General features: G+C 57.6%; 15 protein-coding genes. 9 read left to right on the forward strand and 6 right to left on the reverse strand.

From position 1 onward, the window contains the following. Window positions 1-2 precede the first annotated feature (2 nt). From ACONT6_RS02095 to ACONT6_RS02105, 3 genes are all read left to right on the forward strand, one after another. Window positions 3-1,946 carry an aconitate hydratase gene (locus ACONT6_RS02095; protein ID WP_428820229.1) on the forward strand — a complete coding sequence of 648 codons (1,944 nt, stop codon included), beginning with the start codon at window positions 3-5 and terminating at the stop codon, window positions 1,944-1,946. A gap of 146 nt (window positions 1,947-2,092) precedes the next feature. Next, window positions 2,093-2,236: a hypothetical protein gene (locus ACONT6_RS02100; protein WP_428820230.1), complete on the forward strand. Its 144-nt coding sequence runs from the start codon at window positions 2,093-2,095 to the stop codon at window positions 2,234-2,236. Between the two features lie 76 nt (window positions 2,237-2,312). Then, window positions 2,313-2,777 (forward strand): GNAT family N-acetyltransferase, encoded by a 465-nt coding sequence (locus ACONT6_RS02105; protein ID WP_428820231.1) that lies wholly within the window; start codon window positions 2,313-2,315, stop codon window positions 2,775-2,777. An 88-nt stretch (window positions 2,778-2,865) separates the two neighbouring features. Here ACONT6_RS02105 and ACONT6_RS02110 read toward each other — a convergent pair whose 3' ends face one another. After that, complete coding sequence (locus ACONT6_RS02110) at window positions 2,866-3,033, reverse strand: hypothetical protein (RefSeq protein WP_428820232.1); 168 nt, start codon at window positions 3,031-3,033, stop codon at window positions 2,866-2,868. A gap of 306 nt (window positions 3,034-3,339) precedes the next feature. Between ACONT6_RS02110 and ACONT6_RS02115 the strand changes: the two genes are divergently transcribed. Continuing rightward, on the forward strand, window positions 3,340-4,509 hold the full coding sequence (locus tag ACONT6_RS02115; protein ID WP_428820233.1) for a phosphatidylinositol-specific phospholipase C domain-containing protein: 1,170 nt from the start codon (window positions 3,340-3,342) through the stop codon (window positions 4,507-4,509). A gap of 31 nt (window positions 4,510-4,540) precedes the next feature. Here the strand turns inward: ACONT6_RS02115 and ACONT6_RS02120 are convergent, their stop codons facing one another. The 3 genes from ACONT6_RS02120 to ACONT6_RS02130 are packed head-to-tail and all read right to left on the reverse strand — an operon-like array spanning window position 4,541 to window position 6,447. After that, window positions 4,541-5,347 (reverse strand): ABC transporter permease, encoded by an 807-nt coding sequence (locus tag ACONT6_RS02120; RefSeq protein ID WP_428820234.1) that lies wholly within the window; start codon window positions 5,345-5,347, stop codon window positions 4,541-4,543. Beyond that, window positions 5,344-5,961, reverse strand: a complete 618-nt coding sequence (locus ACONT6_RS02125; protein ID WP_428820235.1) for an ABC transporter ATP-binding protein — start codon at window positions 5,959-5,961, stop codon at window positions 5,344-5,346. Before ACONT6_RS02125 ends, ACONT6_RS02120 begins: the two co-directional genes overlap by 4 nt. A 33-nt stretch (window positions 5,962-5,994) precedes the next feature. Next, entirely contained in the window at window positions 5,995-6,447 is a 453-nt protein-coding gene (locus tag ACONT6_RS02130; RefSeq protein ID WP_428820236.1) for a DUF2214 family protein, read from the reverse strand. Window positions 6,448-6,646: 199 nt separating this feature from the next. On the opposite strand from ACONT6_RS02130, the gene parC reads away from it, so the two are divergent. From parC to ACONT6_RS02150, 4 genes are all read left to right on the forward strand, one after another. Then, on the forward strand, window positions 6,647-8,896 hold the full coding sequence (parC, locus tag ACONT6_RS02135; protein ID WP_428820237.1) for a DNA topoisomerase IV subunit A: 2,250 nt from the start codon (window positions 6,647-6,649) through the stop codon (window positions 8,894-8,896). A gap of 176 nt (window positions 8,897-9,072) precedes the next feature. Beyond that, complete coding sequence (locus tag ACONT6_RS02140) at window positions 9,073-9,522, forward strand: MarR family winged helix-turn-helix transcriptional regulator (protein WP_428820238.1); 450 nt, start codon at window positions 9,073-9,075, stop codon at window positions 9,520-9,522. Next, entirely contained in the window at window positions 9,515-10,687 is a 1,173-nt protein-coding gene (locus tag ACONT6_RS02145) for an HlyD family secretion protein (RefSeq protein ID WP_428820239.1), read from the forward strand. The genes ACONT6_RS02140 and ACONT6_RS02145 overlap by 8 nt, the downstream gene beginning before the upstream one ends. After that, window positions 10,684-12,231: a DHA2 family efflux MFS transporter permease subunit gene (locus tag ACONT6_RS02150; protein WP_428820240.1), complete on the forward strand. Its 1,548-nt coding sequence runs from the start codon at window positions 10,684-10,686 to the stop codon at window positions 12,229-12,231. The genes ACONT6_RS02145 and ACONT6_RS02150 overlap by 4 nt, the downstream gene beginning before the upstream one ends. Before the next feature lie 156 nt (window positions 12,232-12,387). On the opposite strand, the gene ACONT6_RS02155 is transcribed toward ACONT6_RS02150, so the two are convergent. Beyond that, window positions 12,388-12,801: a DUF2147 domain-containing protein gene (locus ACONT6_RS02155; RefSeq protein ID WP_428820241.1), complete on the reverse strand. Its 414-nt coding sequence runs from the start codon at window positions 12,799-12,801 to the stop codon at window positions 12,388-12,390. Window positions 12,802-13,024: 223 nt separating this feature from the next. On the opposite strand from ACONT6_RS02155, the gene ACONT6_RS02160 reads away from it, so the two are divergent. Beyond that, window positions 13,025-13,702 carry an NUDIX hydrolase gene (locus ACONT6_RS02160; protein ID WP_428820242.1) on the forward strand — a complete coding sequence of 226 codons (678 nt, stop codon included), beginning with the start codon at window positions 13,025-13,027 and terminating at the stop codon, window positions 13,700-13,702. A 134-nt stretch (window positions 13,703-13,836) separates the two neighbouring features. Here ACONT6_RS02160 and ACONT6_RS02165 read toward each other — a convergent pair whose 3' ends face one another. Further along, window positions 13,837-15,441: a glycoside hydrolase family 43 protein gene (locus ACONT6_RS02165; protein ID WP_428820243.1), complete on the reverse strand. Its 1,605-nt coding sequence runs from the start codon at window positions 15,439-15,441 to the stop codon at window positions 13,837-13,839.

Consider the following 15,441-nt stretch of genomic DNA (forward strand, 5'->3'; position numbering starts at 1 on the left):
TAATGGCCAGAAATCTCACCCAACAGCTCATCGAACAGCATCTTGTCAGCGGCAAGATGACCCCCGGCGAGGCGGTACAACTGAAAATCGACCAGACGCTGTGCCAGGATGCCACCGGCACCATGGTGATGCTTGAGTTCGAGGCACTGGGATTGCCGAAAGTAAAAACCGAGCTCTCCGCCCAGTATGTGGATCACAACCTGATACAGGCGGATTTCAAGAATGCCGATGATCATCTCTTTTTGCGCAGCGCCAGTCGCAAGTGGGGTATCTGGTTTTCCCGCCCCGGTAACGGCATCAGCCACGCGGTGCATATGGCCTGCTTCGGCATACCCGGAAAAACCCTGCTTGGGTCGGATAGCCATACCTGTGCCGGCGGCGCCATGGGGATGCTTGCCATGGGCGCGGGTGGATTGCAGGTGGCGTTGGCAATGGCCGGGCTGCCATTTTCCCTGGTCATGCCGGAGGTGATCGGTGTCGAAGTGAGCGGAAAATTGCCGCCCTGGGTAAGTGCCAAAGATGTGATTCTGGAGATGTTGCGGCGCTACGACGTAAAGGGCGGGGTCAACAAGGTGTTCGAATACTACGGTCCGGGGCTCGACAACCTCACTGCCATGGATCGGCACGTCATTGCCAATATGGGGCAGGAAATGGGTGCGACGGCCAGCGTGTTCCCCGCAGATGAAAACGTGCGCACATTCCTGCGTCAGCAGGGGCGTGAAGCGGACTTTGTCGAACTGGCGGCGGAGGCGGGGGCGGATTACGATCAGCGCGAGCAGCTGGATTTATCCAAACTCGAACCGATGATTGCCTGCCCCTCGAGTCCCGGTAAGGTTGTCACTGTGCGCGAGGTGGCGGGCAAGCCAATTTACCAGAGTTATATCGGCTCCTCGGCAAACCCCGGACTACGAGACTTCGCCATTCCGGCTAAAATGGTCGAGGGCAAAAATGTCCCGCAGGAAATCTCCCTGGATATCAACCCTACCAGTCGCCAGCTGCTGGAAGAACTCAGTCGCAACGGGGATCTCAACCGTCTGTTACAGGCGGGGGCACGCTTGCACCAGACCGGTTGCAACGGATGTATCGGTATGGGGCAGGCTCCCGCTAGTGGGCGTATCAGCCTGCGCACGGTACCGCGCAATTTCCCGGGCCGTTCCGGTACCAAGGAGGACCAGGTCTACCTGTGCAGCCCGGAAACGGCCACCGCCAGCGCGCTTGCGGGCAAGATCACCGACCCGCGGGATATGGACATGGACTATCCGGAATTCACCGAGCCGGAAAAACTGCAGGACATGCGTCCGCTGATGCTTGCACCCCGCGATACCACCGATGAGATACCGGTAGAGCTGGAGAAGGGGCCGAACATTCAGCCCCTGCCGGAATTTGATCCACTGCCGGAAGTACTCAGTGGACCGATTCTGCTGAAGGCGGGGGACAATGTCTCCACCGATGAAATCCTTCCCGCGGGCACCGATATCCTGCCGTTGCGTTCGAATATTCCTGCAATCAGCCACTACACCTTCTCCCGTATCGATGAAACCTTTTATCAGCGCGCAAAAAGGCTCAATGCCGACAGCTTTGTTATCGGTGGGGATAACTATGGCCAGGGTTCCAGCCGGGAACACGCCGCGATTGCTCCGCGCTACCTCGGGGTACGTGTGGTGATCGCCGTTTCCATGGCGCGTATTCACCGTCGCAACCTGATCAATTTCGGTGTGGTACCACTGTTGTTCAAAGAGCCTGCGGATCTGGCGCGCCTGAATCAGGACGATATGCTGGAAATCGACAACCTCCCGAAGCAATTGCAAGCCGGCAAAAAGATTATGGTCAAGCTGGCAGAAGGTAAGGAGCTGGAAGTCACGCACAATATGGGGGAAGAAGAGGTGGCGACGGTAATAGCCGGTGGCCTGATTGATTACGTGCGTAAAAACCACCTGCAAGGTTGAGGGTAGGGTACATTCGCGCACTGGAAATGGCCCCGTTTCGTACCGGGGTTGTAATCGAGTATGATTGCCCCGAGGGTATGGCAACGGGTGATGCTCGCGTAGTTTATGGCTAGATATACCCGCATTTATTTCAAGGAGAGGGAACAATGCAAGAAACACTCAAAAGCTGGTGGTCTGCCATGGGGCCGCATGAAAGGAATGCTCTGACGGTACTGGGCGTTATCTTTGCCGGAATCCAGATTTTTGCCGCCGGGATCTGGATAGGCCGCGTCGCAGCACAGTTCATGTAAGCGCCGGTCTGGATGTGAGCTACGCCCTTCACCACGATATTTGATGTAGAGGTTTAGATATGATTGGAGGCGTAGCGTGCAGGAAATAGAGATCCTGGTTGACGATTTAAGCGATGGTTCGATTATCCAATTACTCGAGGACCATCTTGCCGAGATGCGTCTATTTTCTCCGCCAGACAGTATCCATGCGCTGGATACTGCGGCGATGGAAGACCCATCAATAACATTCTGGGGCGCGCGCATTGATGGTGAGCTGGTCGCGTGCGGTGCGTTAAAGCAGCTTTCTCCCGAACAAGGAGAAATTAAATCCATGCGCACGAACAAGTGTTTTCTGCGGCGGGGAATTGCGGCCAGATTACTGGAGCGTATTCTGCAAGAAGCGCAATCCCGCGGCTATGAACGAGTCAGTCTGGAAACCGGGACAAACGAGGCTTTTACACCGGCAGTTGGCCTGTATCGACGTTTTGGTTTCGAGGAGTGTGGTCCGTTCGGTACCTATAGGCCGGATCCATACAGTCGATTTTTGTCCAGGGCGCTTTAATCCAAAATCTTTTTCCCCGTAATCGCCAGAAGTACCGTGAAGAAACGAGTCTGGTAATACTACAGTTATGGCGGCGCTGAAACCTTTATCAATAAAGGAACGAATGGGCGCTGGCGCGATTGTCTTTCCGATGCGCAAGTAGCGAAATATGAGCAAAGAACAATTGCGGTGTTCGGCCATGAATGCGCTCGATGGCTTGCCGCGGGTGGAGATTGAATGGAAACGTATCCCAATCTTCCCGCTTGAAGGCACCCATTGAATAAAATCTCCTTCTCCTCATGCCCCGCGCTTCTAGGCACGGGGTATTCATTTACATTGGTAATGCCGTACTGAACCCCTTTCCCTGTTTATGCGCCCCTTGCAATTGGTACTTTCGCACCAGAAAGAATGTTTGCTGGCGCATCCAATAACGTGACCTGTGGGTTATTTTGTGGCTAGATAGCGTACAAATATCAATGCCGATCGGAGTGTATAACTGTAGATCGTAAGTCTTCGACCTCTTCTGTCTATGCGTGTTATACGGATCTAATCAACAGGTTGGGAATGGTCAGGGAACGCCAATATGGAAATTACTTACTTCAATTTGGGCCCGCAAAGGCGCCTGCACGAAATTATTTTTGCCGGTAGCCATGATGCTGCGATTACCTCCGGCAAGAGTAACGCACAGACTCAGAATCTGAATATCTATGAGCAGGCAAAGGTCGGTGTTCGACTTTTTGACTTGCGTATTCTCGCTCAGGGAGATGAGCAAGGTGCGTCTCTGGTGGCTTATCACGGCTCGGCCAAGAAAGCCAAGGCGCGTAAAATGCACAGCGACCACACCAACAAGACGCACAATATAGAAGTCAGCTCGGGGATGAACTTGGGCACTACAGGTCTCAAATTATCCAATATGCTGAAGAGTGCCAAGCGCTTTGTCACTGAACCTGTTACCAAGAATGAATTCCTTATCCTCAAGTTTGACAAGTGCAGTAATTGGAAGTTGATTGCTGAAACTTGTGTGGCGATTCTGGACGATAAAATTTTCAAGAAAACCAACGATATTGAATTCAGTAAGCTCACCTTGCAGGACCTCGCTGGCAAGGTAGTTTGTGTCTTCAATGACAAAGCCCTGGCCGAAACCCCTGATCTTACACTGGGGCCTCAGCATGGCATTCTTGGTTTCCGTTCCCTCAAGTCAAAAAGCGGGCCCAACAAGGCCTATAAGCCCGCTTACCAGGGAATGCAATATTTTGGTAAAGGTGGCACACCGATTTCGCATATTTGGAAAACCAAACGGGGTAAGCGGCAGGAGAACTTCGACAAGCAAAAGAAGCTGATGCTACAAATGGCTAACTCCGACGACCTGCAATCCCCGAATGTACTGGGCATGATGTACTGGACTGCGACCGGTCTCACTCACAGTATCAAGTTGCGCGATGAAGTGCTCTGGAACCGTACCGGTGTGCATAAGTTGGGGGAACTCTGGCGCTGTGGTCTGGAGGCGTCCATTGGTCACCAGATGGAACTGGAGCGTATAAAATGCCTCGAGTGGGGCGGCAAGATGCGGATGAAAGCCTTTTTTCCCAATATTGTCATGATTGACTTTGCCAGCTATGACAAGTGTAAAACAATCTACGGTCTCAATAAGCTCAAGGACGATATGCTGGCTAGGGCTTACGATCAGTATGTGGGAGATGTACAGCCTGCACCCTCAAGTCAAAAACAGCAGGCACGGCCAGCTCTGGTGTAGGTGGGGCAGGGGGCTTCAGGAGGCTAGTGCTTCAAGGTTTTCCCGCGCCTTGCAATCTGTCCAGCCGCAGTCGCTCCCTTGTATCAAATAGCCTTTTTGCACACAGCGCCACTGCTACAAAGGTGCCAAACCCGGTGCCTGCGGCAATGGTGAACATGATCAGTATCTGATATTTCACGGCCAGGGCGGGCGCAGTGCCTGCCAGTATCTGGCCGGTCATCATGCCCGGCAGGGAGACAATACCCGCGGCTGCCATGGCATTGATTATCGGCGTCAGGCCAGAGCGCATGGCTTCACGGCGGAACTCGCCAATGGCGCGAAACCAGGGTTCACCGAGCATCAGCCGGTTTTCGATAATATTCCGGGAGCGGCGCGCACTTTCAGTCAACCGGTCCAGGCCCAGAGCGATACCGGTCATGGTGTTGCCGAGTAGCATGCCCAGGAGAGGAATCGCGTACTGCGGCTCGTACCAGGGGGTGGGGCTGATTACCGCGACCAGTGTCAGAATGGTTACCGCAAATGCGGAGATAAACATCGACAGGGTGCCGATACCGAAGCTCCAGCCGCCTCGCAAACGGTACTTTTGCCGCGCCACCACTTCCCGCCCAGCGAGCAACAGCATCCCGATTCCCATCAGTACCACCCAGTGCAGACTGCCGGCAGCGAAGAGGGCTTCCAGCACCAGCCCCACCAGTGTGAGCTGAATGGCGGTGCGGGCGGCGGCGATCAGCAGGGCTTTCCCCACACCCAGGCGCGCGGCAAAGGTGCATAGGGCGAGCGCGATCAATAGCAGTGCAGCCAGAGCCAATTGCCACCAGGAGAGCGCGATCACGTTCACTGCGATGGCTCCTGTTCAATGATCCCGGAACCACTGATGCGATAGTGACGGTCGGCCACCCGGGCAATCTGGTCTTCGTGATGTGCTACCCAGATTGTCGGCAGACAGCCATTGCGGATCTTGTCGCACAGCCAGGATTCCACTTTGGCGGTGCTCTCCTTATCAAGATTCGCGGTGGGTTCGTCCAGTAGTAGCGCGGAAGGCCCAAAGGAAAGGGCGCGTGCCAGCGCCAGGCGTTGCTTCTCCCCGGAGGACAAGCGGGTGACGGGCCACTGCGTGGCATCGGGGGCCAGGCCGAGCTGAACCAGGGTGGTATCCACGTCGGCTTTCCGTGTGTCGGTAAAGTGCTCCCCTACAGTGTCGTACCACCAGGCGCTTTCCGCCGGTACCATCATCACTTTTCTGCGCCAGGCGTGGCCGGGTAGGGCCGCCTGCCTGGTCTCGCCCAGTGTGACGTGGCCATCGTGGGGTTCCAGGTCGGTGATGGCGCGCATCAGGCGACTTTTACCGCTGCCCGAGGGGCCGGACAGGCAGACGATTTCCCCCGGCGCTACGTTCAGGTCAATGTTCTCCAGTGTCCCGATGCATACCCCGGTAAGCGTGAGCGTCGCCAATGCGTTGTCCTGTTGTTGTAACGGAGTACAAGCCTAACCGAATTGCCCAATGCCTTTTGCCATCAGCGCTGCGCACAGTGCCATGCCAACCATGGCGGTGAGCTCCGCGTGCACGACCAGGCGCAGTCTGCGTCGCTGCTGGTCGGCCACCTGTGGTAGCTGGCCCTCGCGTAGGGGTTTGTTCCAGCGCAGAAACTGAACGGTGGGATAAATAGAGAGCAGCGCGGCGATCACGAACAGGGTGATTTTGCCGTGGAAGGCGCCGTTGTGGAAATAATAGGCAGCACCTTTTTCGAAATGGAATACCCGTATAAACCCGACAACCAGCAGGGTGAGCGCAGATGTACCCAGTACACGATCGACTAGCAGCAACTTACGCGCATTCTGCAGTGTCAGCGGCTGTCCGAGCAGGACCAGCTGCGTGGTAAGCGAGACTGCGAGGGCGAGAAAGGCCAGATGGTGGAGGCTGGCAAATAGTGCGGGCATTGGAGACATCCTTGCTGAAGTGCGCCGATATTTGGTGTCGCATCGATGCATTAAGCTGTTTTTATCAGGAATGCCCCGGAGTCCGCAATCCGGATTGTGTGCGGCCGCAGGAAACAGCGTAAGGTGCAGGGGCTTTGAACCCCTCGCCGGTGTCCGCCATAATCCCCCTCTTCAAACAAAATAACGAGACTCTCGCAGTATGACCGAGCCCTCTGTCTTTGACGCGTCAGAACGCCAGCACCTGGCGGAGTACACCGAGAAGGCGTACCTGGATTATTCCATGTACGTGATCCTCGACCGCGCCCTGCCCAATATCGGCGATGGCCTCAAGCCGGTTCAGCGCCGCATTGTCTACGCCATGAGCGAGCTGGGCCTGAAGAACACGGCCAAGTACAAGAAGTCCGCGCGCACCGTGGGCGATGTTATTGGTAAGTACCATCCCCACGGTGACAGCGCCGTGTACGAGGCAATGGTGCTGATGGCGCAGCCGTTCAGCTATCGCTATCCGCTGGTGGATGGCCAGGGTAACTGGGGCTCTCCGGACGATCCCAAGTCCTTCGCGGCCATGCGTTATACCGAATCCCGTATGGGCAAATATTCCGAAGTGCTGCTGTCCGAACTGGGGCAGGGCACGGTGGACTGGCAGGCCAACTTCGACGGCACCATGGATGAGCCCGCGGTGCTGCCGGCGCGGGTGCCCAATATCCTGCTGAATGGCACCACCGGTATTGCGGTGGGCATGGCCACGGATATTCCGCCGCACAACCTGCGCGAAGTGGTGGATGCCACCGTACATATGCTGGAGAACCCCAAGGCCACGGTCAGTGAGCTGTGCGAGTTTATCCAGGGCCCGGACATGCCCACCGAGGCTGAGATCATCTCCCCTCGTGCCGATCTGCAGAAGATGTACGAGACCGGTAAGGGCTCAGTGAAAATGCGTGCGGTATGGACCAGGGAAGACGGGGATATCGTGGTTACCGCGCTGCCCTACCAGGCCAGTGGCTCCAAAGTGCTGGAGCAGATCGCTGCTCAGATGCAGGCCAAGAAGCTGCCGATGGTATCCGACCTGCGTGACGAGTCCGATCACGAGAATCCCACGCGTCTGGTGATCGTACCCAAGTCCAACCGGGTGGACCTGGACCAGGTAATGAACCACCTGTTCGCCACCACCGATCTGGAGAAGAGCTACCGGGTCAACCTGAACATGATCGGTATCGACGGTCGCCCGCAGGTGAAGTCCCTGGACAAGATCCTGACGGAGTGGCTGAGCTTCCGTACCGTTACCACGCGCCGTCGCCTGCAGTTCCGTCTCGACAAGGTCGAAAAACGACTGCACCTGTTGGCGGGCTTGCTGGTTGCGTTCCTGAACATTGATGAAGTTATCGAGATCATCCGCACCCACGATGAGCCCAAGCAGGAGCTGATGCGCCGCTTCGAGCTCAGCGATGTGCAGGCCGAATACATCCTCGATACCAAGTTGCGCCAGTTGGCCCGTCTCGAGGAGATGAAAATCCGCGGCGAGCAGGCAGAGCTGGAAAAAGAGCGCGATACCCTCACCAAGACTCTGGAAAGCGCGCGCCGCCTGAAAACACTGATCAAAAAGGAACTGTTGCAGGCCGCCGACGAATTCGGCGATGAGCGCCGCTCGCCGATCGTACAGCGCGAGGAGGCCAAGGCCTTTAATGAGACGGATCTGCTCACCTCCGACCCGATTACAGTGGTGCTGTCCGACAAGGGCTGGATCCGTCAGGCCAAGGGCCACGATATCGACCCGACTTCACTCAGCTACAAGGCGGGGGATGGTTTCAAATACGCCGCCCGCGGCAAGAGCAACCAGCCCGCGCTGTTGCTCGACAGTACCGGCCGCAGCTACGCCATTGCCGCGCATACCCTGCCGTCGGCGCGGGGCCAGGGCGAACCGCTTTCCGGGCGTATCAATCCGCCGTCGGGGGCCACTTTCGAAGGCCTGCTGATGGGCGCAGACGATCAGAAGGTACTGCTGGCCAGCGATGCGGGCTACGGCTTTATCGCCAAATATGCGGACTTACAGTCGCGCAACAAGGCGGGCAAGGCCATGTTGAGCCTGCCGAAAAACGCCCGTGTACTGCCGCCGCAGGAAATTGAAAATCCGGATGGCGCGCTGCTCGCTGCGGTGACCAGTGAAGGGCGCATGCTGGTATTCCCGGTCTCCGAGCTGCCGGAACTGTCCAAGGGCAAAGGCAACAAGATCATCAACATTCCCGCAGCCCGCGCCGCCAGCCGCGAGGAATTTGTGGTGGGCATCGCGGTGCTGGAGGGCAGCGACCAGTTGCTCGTCCACGCCGGCAAACGCCACACCAAGATCAAGATCGCGGAGCTGGAGCATTATCAGGGGGAGCGGGGGCGACGCGGCAACAAGCTGCCGCGTGGATTCCAGAAGGTAGACAAGGTGGAAGTGCAGAAGAAGTAATCTGCTTGCACCCCAACGATTTTAAAGCGGCCATCAGGCCGCTTTTTTTGTGTCTGCGCTCCTGGTTTGAAACCGGTCAGTCAGGAGTTTGCTTGCGATATTAGTAAGCATGCTTACAATAAGCCCGCTTAATCGGGGGCGAATTCCTGCATACCCCGCAATCTGCTAAGTGAAAAATGAATAAATCCGATATCGCTGCACAGCTGGGGTTCGAGCTACACACCAGTGCGCGCCTGCTAAAACGCAATTTTGACCGCCGCGCAAAATCCCACGGTCTGACGCGATCGCGCTGGCAGGTGTTGTGGATCCTCAACCGCAGCCAGGGCATGAAGCAGGCAGAACTTGCCGAGCGCATGGACGTGGCGCCCATCACCCTGACTCGCCAAATCGACCTGCTGGAAACGGAGGGGTTGGTAGAGCGCCGACAGGATCCCCAGGACCGCCGATGTTTCCGGATTTATCTCACCGCGGCTGCGGCACCTGTGCTGGAAATTCTGCAGGGGCTTGCCGCGGAAACACGCAGCCAGGCGCTGTCGGGAATCACTGCCGAAGAGCAACAGCAGCTGATGAACCTGTTGACCCGCGTTCACCAGAACCTGAGTCGAGAGGAGGTGCCAGGTGACTGAACCCGCCCAGAACAAAACCGTGGACAGTAATCCAGCAAAAGGTATTTCAGTAGAAGGTAATCCGGTGGAAAGTGTGAAAAGTAACGACATGGAACGCGATACCACGCAAAAGCAGAAATCCCGCCGCGTCGGGTTCGCCCTGGGTATTGTGGTGGCGAGTGCCGTAACAGTCTGGGCAATCTGGGGTGGTGGCAGCAGCGTGCACACGGAAAATGCCTATGTGAAGGCAGACAAGATTTCCCTGGCACCGGAGGTGAGCGGCATTGTGGCCGAGGTCGCGGTGCGCGCGAATCAGGCGGTGAACAAGGGCGACCTGCTGGTACAGCTGGACGATACTCCGTTTCGGCTCGCGGTTGCTGAAGCCGAGGCGCATCTGGCACAGGTAAAAAACCAGGTGCACGCCCGTCAGGCCGAGTACGCAGAAGCGGAAGCTGAGTTGCAACAGGCGCAGACGGACGCGGAGTTTTTCCGGCGCCAGCTGGAGCGCAACGAAAAACTGGGCAAGGTGGCACTGTCGGAGTCCCAGCTGGATGAATCCCGCCAGAAGCTGGATCAGGCGCGTGCGCGTATCGCCATCAGCTCTGAAAAGCTCGCCAGCCTGCGCGCGGAACTGGGGGGGAATTCCCAGGTGCCGCTGGAGCAGCAGGCGGATGTCATGGTGGCCCAGGCGCAATTGGACAAGGCCCGCTACCAGCTGTCGCGTACTCGAATCGTCGCACCGGTTGCCGGTGTCATTGCCAACGAAGCGCCGCAGGTGGGGGAAATGGCCCCGGCGGGGCTGTCTGTGGTGAGCATGCTCGGCACCGAGGCCATGTGGGTGGAAGCCAACCTCAAGGAAACCCAGCTGGAAAACGTGCGCGCGGGCCAGCAGGCAGAAATTACTGTCGATGCCTATCCCGGAGTGAAATTCCAGGCTTTAGTAGAAAGCCTCAGTGGCGCCAGTGGCAGTGAGTTCGCGCTGATTCCGCCGCAAAATGCGAGCGGCAACTGGGTAAAGGTGGTGCAGCGTGTGCCGGTGCGCCTGCGTCTGCTGCCCGCGGAAGATCGACCGGTGCTGCGTGCCGGCATGAGCGCGGAAGTCGAAATCGATATCTCTGAAGACAAAAAGCTGGTATCCGCCCGCGCGACCGATGCCAGCGGCGGCCGGGTTGTACTGGCTCCATGAGCACCGGGGTAAGCGGCGCGGCAGGTTCCGGTAGCGGCGCGCCGATCACGGCGCCGCGGGCTTCCGGCGGCGAGGCGATGATCACCGTCAGTATCATGCTCGCCACCATCATGCAGGTGTTGGATACCACCATCGCCAACGTGGCCCTGCCACATATGCAGGGCAGCCTGGGCGCGAGCAGTGACCAGATCACCTGGGTGCTGACTTCCTATATCGTCGCCGCCGCGATCATGACGCCGCCGGTGGGCTACCTGGCCCAGCGCTTCGGGCGCCGGCAGGTGTTCCTGTGGTCGGTAGGTGGCTTCACCATCACCTCCATGTTGTGCGGCCAGGCGGGCAGCCTGAATGAAATGATCCTGTGGCGACTGCTGCAGGGGGTATTCGGCGCTTCCCTGGTCCCCCTTTCCCAGGCCACGCTGCTCGACACCTTTCCCAAGGAAAAACACGCATCCGCCATGAGCATCTGGGGTGTGGGAGTGATGATCGGCCCGGTGCTGGGGCCAACACTGGGTGGCTGGCTGACGGAATACTACTCCTGGCGCTGGGTGTTCTATATCAATCTGCCGTTCGGCATCCTCTCCATGCTCGGGATTTATTTCTGTGTGCCGGAAAGTGAAACCCGCAAGCAGCGCTTCGACAGCCTCGGATTCGGCCTGCTGGCACTGGCGGTGGGTGCGCTGCAAATGCTGCTCGACCGCGGTGAGCAGGTGGAGTGGTTCGAGGCGCTGGAAATACAGCTGTACGCCATCCTTGCCGTGCTCGGTTTATACCTGTTCGTGGTGCACTCCCGCACTACCAGCAACCCGTTTCTTTCCCCGGAGCTGTTCCGCGATCGCAACTACGTTTCCGGACTGCTGTTTATCTTTGTTGTGGGCATTATCCTGCTCGCCACCATGGCGCTATTGCCGCCTTTCCTGCAGCAGTGGAAGGGCTACCCGGTGGTGACCACCGGCCTGATCCTGATGCCGCGGGGCGTCGGCACCATGATTTCCATGATGGTGGTGGGCAAGCTGATGCAGCGTTTTGATGCCCGCGGGTTGATCCTGCTGGGCATGGGGCTGGTTTCATACTCCCTGTGGGAAATGACCGGGTTCAATCTGCAGGTGAGCCAGCACGACCTGATTGTCACCGGCGTGCTGCAGGGGCTGGGACTGGGGTTGGTATTCGTACCGATCTCCACGCTCTCCTACGCCACCCTGGCGCCGCGCTTTCGGGGAGAGGCGACCGCGCTATTCAGCCTGTCGCGAAATCTCGGTAGCAGTATCGGGGTATCGATCGTGATGGCAGCGCTGACACGCAACCTGTGGATCAACCAGCAGCAGTTGGGAGAGCGGGTGCAATTGCCCGCCGGTATGCTGAGCGGTTTGCCGCCGGCGGATTCGATTTCCGCACTGCCCGGGGTCGTGATGGAAGAAGTGACCCGCCAGGCCGCGGAAATTGCTTACGTGAATGATTTCCAGATGCTGATGTGGATCAACATCGCGGCAATGCCACTGGTATTTCTGTTATCAAATCCGGAAAAAAGCAGCCCGGCAAAAAACTGAGTTAAATCAAACCAAAAGTTGCCCCACTGCTCATACAGGCCGCGAGACCAGATGCGAAAGCCGCCCTGGTGGCCCTGTGCGGAATATTTGTCGATAGGTTGTGGAGCACGGGGCCACCAAGACGGCGCCCCCAAAACCCGCTAACCGGGCGGCCGGCTATTTAACCGGCTGCCAAGTCTGTGTGCGGTAGAAAAAGCCCAGGTAACCCCGCACTTTCAGGTTGCCGCCTTCCTCCCACATCTTGCAGTCGTAAACCTTGCCCTTGGTCGGGTCCAGAATCTGGCCGCCTTCGTAAACATCCCCTTTCTTCACCATATTGGTGATGATGTTCATACCGACGATTTTCTGGCCCTTTCTGTCACCAGGGCAGGCATCACACACCGTATCGTCCGGCTTCATCAGCAGATCGACAACGCGACCGTAGTATTTACCGCCCTGTTCGTAAATTTCCACAATCGACTTCGCCTGTCCGGTTTCATCGTCGATCGTCTGCCAGCGACCCACCACATCGGCGACCGCAAGCTGGGTAGTGAGCAACAGGCTGATTAAGGCAAGAAATAGAGTTTTCATAATGGATCCATCGCTAAAACAGAGGGGTGACCATAACACCATATATGGTCGGTTTCTGCATGGGCGTTTCCATTCTAGTGTAGATGTTCATTGCTGGCGCGCCCGGGCCGCGTCCCGCTGGCGCTGCCAAGCACCGGTATCTGTGGAATAATCCGCAGTTTTACCCAATTAAAATAACGCTCCGGCGGCAGCTCTTGCCGGAAGCCCGGTCAGAAGCGGATCTATGGATACTCCGAAACACGCACTCACGGTAGACAACGTCATTTTTGGTTTCGATGACGGCGAACTGAAAGTGCTGATCGTCAAGCACGGGGAGGGCGAGAGCCGCGGTCGCTGGGGACTTCCGGGGGACTGGCTCAAGCAGAGCGAGACCCTCGAGCAGGCGGCCAGCCGGGTGCTGCAGGATCGCACCGGGGTCAAGGATATCTTTCTCGAACAGCTGCACGCCTTCAGCGACCTGGACCGGCACCCGGGCGATCGCATCATCACCGTGGCCTTCTTTGCCCTGGTGCGCTCCGATGCCCACGTGCTGTCCGTGGGTAAATCAGAGATGGATGCGCAGTGGGTCAATGTGCGGGACACCCCGGAATTGATTTTTGACCACCAGCGCATATTGAGCGCGGCACTGACACGGCTCAAACACAAGGTGCGACACGAACCCATCGGTTTTAATCTGTTGCCGGAGAAGTTCACCCTGCTGGAGTTGCAGCGCCTGTACGAAGCGGTACTGAATATCACCCTCGACAAACCAAACTTTCGCCGCAAAATGATGAAGATGAACCTGCTGGTTAACACCGACGAGAAACAGTCCGGGGTCAGTTATCGCGCTGCCAACCTGTACCGGTTCGATCTCACGGTGTACAAGAAACTCACCGAGCAGGGCTTTGTATTCGAGGTTTAAGGTGCTGGGTTTTATCGACGGAATAAAAAAGCCCGGAGCGCAAATGCCCCGGGCCAATGATCTTTGAGAGAGACAACTCACCACTTTCTACCTGAAAACTCAGGCATCTTCAGGCTCCGATTTCCTCGAGCCGGTTACAGCTCCAGATACTCGAAGAAATCAAAGTCAGCGGGGCGGTTGGCCCCGGAAATATCCTGGCAGGCCATGCCCACAAAGGCGCCGGTAAAGCTTGCTCCCTCGCCGCGTCCCGCCTCGTCGGACACAATACTGTAGTCCAGGGTGGTACCCACCGATTGCCAGTTTTCCCCATCCTCCGACCAGAGGAAGTCCAGCTCGTCGTAGACCACTTCTGCGCGCAGCCAAAGGGCCCTGTTGGCCGGGACCGGCACCACCTTTTCATCACCGGAACCGTAAAGCCCGAGGGGAAATTGCAGGTCGGTGACTTCGCCTTCGCTGTGACTCAGGATCCCCAGGTGTTTGCCGTGCTCCTCATCGTGGGAAATATACAGATAGTGGAATTTCTGCCCGTTGTAGTAACAGGTAATACCCGCCATCTGCTGAAACGTCTCGGGTTCAAACTCCACACGGGTTGTCGCGGAAAAGCGGAAGGCCTGCTGGCGCCGGGCAATCAGCGCCTGTTCGAACTCGTTGCCGATGGATTGCTTGCCGTACAGACGCAGATGTCCGGGGCGATCCTCGAGGCTGTAGAAGTTTTCCGGGTAGGGCGTGCGCGGCCACTGGTAATGCATGGGCAGGGAGGTGTTGTCGAAATCGTCCCGGGCTGGATCCTGCGGCCAGGGATGCGGCGGCAGGTCCGGTCCGTCCAGGGTGGCGCGCGGCTGATTGTTGCCGTGGGCGAGCCGCAACCAGCCATCTTCGCTCCACTGCGCGCGCTGAATTGCCGTTTCGCGACCCAGTGGGCTGCGCTTGCGCCCTTGCAGTGGGCGGGTGGCGAGGTGCACCGCGAAAACTTCCCCCCGGGGGGTTTCCACAATGTCTCCGTGGCCGGAGCGCTGTAGCACCAGATCCGGGTTATCCACAGAAGTGAGGAAGTACCCGGCCGGGTCCAGCTCGTAGGGCCCTTGAATATTTTCCGCTCGGGCGAACGTCATACGGTGCTCGTAACCGGTGCCGCCCTCTGCGGTGAGCAGGTAGTAGTAGCCGTTGCGCTTGTAGATATGCGGGGCTTCGGTAAGCCCCGCTTCGGTACCGCGAAAAATGTTGGTAATCGGACCGACCAGCTTCTGCGCCTGCGCATCGTATTCCTGCAGCAGAATCCCGCCGAAAGGGTTTTTACCGGTGCGGTGATCCCACACCATATTCAGGAACCACTTGCGACCATCATCATCGTGGTACAGCGAAGGGTCGAAACCGCTGCTGTTTACATACGCCGGGTCACTCCATTCGCCATCGATGCTGGCGCAGGTAGTGATGTAATTATGCGCGTCCTTGAAGCTGCCGTTGAAGCGTTTTACATCGGTATACACCAGGTAAAACAGCCCGTCACAGTAGGACAGGCAGGGGGCCCAGACGCCGCAGGAATCCGGGTTGCCGCGCATATCGAGCAGCGCCGCGCGATTTAGTGGCCGGCTAACCAGTCGCCAGTTCACCAGGTCTTTCGAGTGATGAATCTGTACCCCGGGATACCATTCAAATGTGGAGGTGGCGATATAGTAATCGTCCCCGACGCGTACGATGGAGGGGTCCGGGTTGAAGCCTTTCAGTATTGGATTATTCAT

Source organism: Microbulbifer sp. MCCC 1A16149, assembly GCF_050368945.1.
GTDB lineage: Bacteria > Pseudomonadota > Gammaproteobacteria > Pseudomonadales > Cellvibrionaceae > Microbulbifer.

What these genes read in the sequence shown, in the direction of transcription:
- ACONT6_RS02095 (WP_428820229.1), top strand. Translation starts at nt 3, where the DNA reads ATGGCCAGAAATCTCACCCAACAGCTCATCGAACAGCATCTTGTCAGC.
- ACONT6_RS02100 (WP_428820230.1), top strand. Translation starts at nt 2,093, where the DNA reads ATGCAAGAAACACTCAAAAGCTGGTGGTCTGCCATGGGGCCGCATGAA.
- ACONT6_RS02110 (WP_428820232.1), bottom strand. Translation starts at nt 3,033, where the DNA reads ATGGGTGCCTTCAAGCGGGAAGATTGGGATACGTTTCCATTCAATCTC.
- ACONT6_RS02115 (WP_428820233.1), top strand. Translation starts at nt 3,340, where the DNA reads ATGGAAATTACTTACTTCAATTTGGGCCCGCAAAGGCGCCTGCACGAA.
- ACONT6_RS02130 (WP_428820236.1), bottom strand. Translation starts at nt 6,447, where the DNA reads ATGCCCGCACTATTTGCCAGCCTCCACCATCTGGCCTTTCTCGCCCTC.
- parC (WP_428820237.1), top strand. Translation starts at nt 6,647, where the DNA reads ATGACCGAGCCCTCTGTCTTTGACGCGTCAGAACGCCAGCACCTGGCG.
- ACONT6_RS02140 (WP_428820238.1), top strand. Translation starts at nt 9,073, where the DNA reads ATGAATAAATCCGATATCGCTGCACAGCTGGGGTTCGAGCTACACACC.
- ACONT6_RS02150 (WP_428820240.1), top strand. Translation starts at nt 10,684, where the DNA reads ATGAGCACCGGGGTAAGCGGCGCGGCAGGTTCCGGTAGCGGCGCGCCG.
- ACONT6_RS02155 (WP_428820241.1), bottom strand. Translation starts at nt 12,801, where the DNA reads ATGAAAACTCTATTTCTTGCCTTAATCAGCCTGTTGCTCACTACCCAG.
- ACONT6_RS02160 (WP_428820242.1), top strand. Translation starts at nt 13,025, where the DNA reads ATGGATACTCCGAAACACGCACTCACGGTAGACAACGTCATTTTTGGT.
- ACONT6_RS02165 (WP_428820243.1), bottom strand. Translation starts at nt 15,441, where the DNA reads ATGAATAATCCAATACTGAAAGGCTTCAACCCGGACCCCTCCATCGTA.